Annotated in this window: 4 protein-coding genes; 3 read left to right on the top strand and 1 reads right to left on the bottom strand. The window is 37.3% G+C overall.

The genetic code is table 11. From position 1 onward, the window contains the following. Positions 1 to 29 precede the first annotated feature (29 nt). A complete protein-coding gene (locus RT52_RS00140; RefSeq protein WP_034814308.1) occupies positions 30 to 1289 on the bottom strand; it encodes a helix-turn-helix domain-containing protein in 1260 nt (419 codons plus the stop codon). A gap of 267 nt (positions 1290 to 1556) precedes the next feature. On the opposite strand from RT52_RS00140, the gene RT52_RS00135 reads away from it, so the two are divergent. From RT52_RS00135 to RT52_RS16090, 3 genes are all read left to right on the top strand, one after another. Then, entirely contained in the window at positions 1557 to 2234 is a 678-nt protein-coding gene (locus RT52_RS00135; RefSeq protein ID WP_034814306.1) for a hypothetical protein, read from the top strand. A gap of 62 nt (positions 2235 to 2296) precedes the next feature. Further along, entirely contained in the window at positions 2297 to 2554 is a 258-nt protein-coding gene (locus RT52_RS00130; protein WP_034814304.1) for a hypothetical protein, read from the top strand. A 182-nt stretch (positions 2555 to 2736) separates the two neighbouring features. Then, positions 2737 to 3164, top strand: a 428-nt coding sequence (locus RT52_RS16090) for an SH3 domain-containing protein (RefSeq protein ID WP_245175434.1), incomplete at its 3' end; no start/stop codon positions are given.

Genomic DNA, 3164 nt, shown 5'->3' with positions numbered 1-3164 from the left:
CGTACAAAAAAACGCCTCGTAAGGAAGCGTTAGTCCCAACGCGACATAATCGCAATGGATTTTTCGTAATACTCTGTCGCAAGCTTATATTTACCGTTTTCTCGAAGTTCACGAGCCAACCATAGTGCGTACTTGTTAGTGTAAAATTCATCGTATGCTTCAAAATATTGAACTGCTTTTTTTAAACTTGTTAGTAAACCTTGTTGATTAAAGTCTCGGTAACCATTTACGTAAATATCAAAGTGAAAATCAAACTCTTGTAAATCTTCTCTTTCCGCCATTAGTTCATAACCTTTACTTAACCACTCTACTACGCCTTCTGTGTTTTTTCTCTCTGCATTAACTTCAATAAGAGACATTACGCTATAAAGTTTACTTTTTACATCTACCTTATACTCAAAGCTTTCTAAAAAGTATTTAAGAGCTCTTTCTTGATCCCCTATTAAAAAATAAATATCCCCCATATTGTTATAGAGCATACCGTTATAGTTTTTTAAATCAGTTGCACTTGCAACTTTTGTAGCTTTTTCATAATGTGCTAAAGCATCCGTATATCTTTTCCGGCGCTTAAAGGATAATCCAATGATTAAATGGCACTCAATAATCCTTTCGACATGGAAATGCTCCTGAAAATAGCCAAGGGCTACCCTTACATGTTCAATCGCCTGTAAATAATCCGTTGATTTATAGTATAAGCCACCCATAATATATCGCATATCTGCCATTTCCCAGTCAGGAATATGTGAATGCGGTAGCTCTTTGTTCAATTTTTCGAGTATCTCTAAGGCTTCTTCTCTTTCAGCTGTTTGGAAAAGGCTTATACACTTTAATAGTAAGTACCTTAGCCTATTGTCGGAGTCAAGTTGGTCATCAATCCATCCTATTTCTGTTAAATACTTTGGGTTTCCATCGGGCATTACTCCAAAGCGAGCTAAAGTCATCATTAACGTTATATATAAATCTTTTGACTGTCTAACTACAGGACTAGAGATGTACTTTTCTACCTTCTCATTTTTATTTTGATCTCGTCTAGATAAAATTGCTTCTTTTAAAATCTCTCTGATTTCATTTTTGATTTTTTGAACTTGTTCACTTAAATCAAAATACAGCGGAACATCTAACTCAAGCCTTTCAAATATTAACTCAAGTACTTCTTCACTAGGCGAGGTTTGATTGTTCTCTATCTTACTTAAGTAAGAAATAGAACATATACCCCTCGCTAGGACAGATTGTTTCATGTTTTTCCGCATCCGCTCTACTTTAATAAGATTTCCATAGTTATATTCCATATTAAGTAGTAGCTCCTTCGTCCTATTTTGAAAGGTTTTTTATTAGTTTTTTATCTTTTTTAATGGCTTTCAGGAAAATGAGTCTAAAAACGATTCTTTTTTTACGTTTTTCCGTCCCTATTTTCCCAACCTACAACAGTTCGATAGAACGATTATCCATGATAAGATTTAACTACATAAAGCAACGAACCTGAAGCCGATTAGGTAAAAGGATTCAATTAATTTATAAGTTGAGAAACCATTTGCTTTCGGAGGTGGAAAAATCATATGGGTAAATTAAATTTCTTACTTGCAGAAGATTATATTAAGCCAAAAATTTATTTCAATTCTAAACATATTCCAGCTTTCAAAACTGCTTATTCTCCAGATGATTTGAACCAATTTGACGGCTTAGATTATTTGACCGAGTTGTTAAACTCTTCAAAAGGATTTATTCTGAATGCATTTCAAATTGATTATTATCAATCATTGCCTCGTCTCATCACAAGAACTCTAAAGGAAAATCGTTCGTACAAAAAACTCTACATCCTCGGGCCTGAACTATCACTTTCTATTCTAAAGCGCAGTTCAACAACAGTCTACGAGAAACATTTTCATGAGTTTGGGTATATCAATATTGAACAGGATCAGAATTATGTCGTTGAACAATGCTTAAAACTTTTAAAAGAAGGACATATATTGTATATTTTACCTGAAGCGTCAATTTGTTGGTATCCAGAACCATTAAACAAGTTTGAAGATAAATTCACTCCTCTTTGCAGCACGTTGCTCAGCCAAAAGGCAGGAGTTCCGATTATTTCCTCAGCCTCGACAGGAAATTCGGACAAAGTTAACTTGTTTACACCAAACCTGCCACAACAGTATGTAGGCGATTTCGAGTTGCGGATCAAACAACAATCCGAATCTATTTACTCGTTGCTAGAGTCGCCATTAACTGACTTCTGAGCATTCTCACATTAGGGATTACATCTTATCCACATAAACTCATTTAATCGGAGGAAGAAGTCATGAAAAAAATTACTGGGATTTTCTTTATTGCTGCAGCTGTCTTACTATTGGGAAGTTCTTTTAAGCCTTTAGTAGACGAAATGCCTCGTCTCACTAAAATTGAATCGCCAACAACACTTAGATTTGTAGATGAGATGCCGCGCCTTACTAAAGTTGAAGCGCCAACAACACAAAGATTTGTAGATGAGATGCCACGCCTTACTAAAATTGAAGAGCCCGCAAAAAAGTATGTTGACGAACTTCCACGCCTAGTTTAAGCGAACTTCAAGAGACGCCCTCAAGCGTCTCTTTTTTATACCTACTATTTTAAAAAAAGATAAATAAATTACATATTAACCTCCATTTTTTTCATGTTTCCTTATATAATAACGAGGACATGATGACGATTACATTTCGTCGTTGTCTCGTACATGATGCAGAAAAAAGGAGCGGATCCCGATTGAATACACCGAAACCATCTTGGCCTCTTAAACTACTCATTAGCTCATCCCTCGTCCTTACCGGGACGGCAGTCGTTCCGTTCAGCCTCTCCTCAACCGGATTAGACACGGGTCGTGTCGAGGCAGCCTCTACATACACCACGACGGCTAACTTGAACCTTCGAAAAAGTGCTTCGACTTCTGGGACGATCCTTTTGACGATTCCTTCAGGACGAAGCGTCACGTATCTCGGTACGTACGGGTCTTGGTATAAAGTCTCTTACGGCGGACAGACCGGTTACGTCTCGGCGCAATACGTGAAAGTGTCGACATCGTCCACAATGACGACGACTTCAACGAAAACCTATACGACAACAGTCAACTTGAACCTACGAAAGAGTGCCTCGCCGACCGAGACCATCCTTTTGACAATCCCATCTGGGCGTAA

The organism is Exiguobacterium alkaliphilum 12/1, from assembly GCF_000714435.1.
Classification (GTDB): Bacteria; Bacillota; Bacilli; order Exiguobacteriales; family Exiguobacteriaceae; genus Exiguobacterium; species Exiguobacterium alkaliphilum.
This window is presented reverse-complemented; position numbering and strand designations above follow the sequence as displayed.

Coding starts and splice junctions, on each gene's coding strand:
- RT52_RS00140 (WP_034814308.1), bottom strand. CDS start 1,289: ATGGAATATAACTATGGAAATCTTATTAAAGTAGAGCGGATGCGGAAA.
- RT52_RS00135 (WP_034814306.1), top strand. CDS start 1,557: ATGGGTAAATTAAATTTCTTACTTGCAGAAGATTATATTAAGCCAAAA.
- RT52_RS00130 (WP_034814304.1), top strand. CDS start 2,297: ATGAAAAAAATTACTGGGATTTTCTTTATTGCTGCAGCTGTCTTACTA.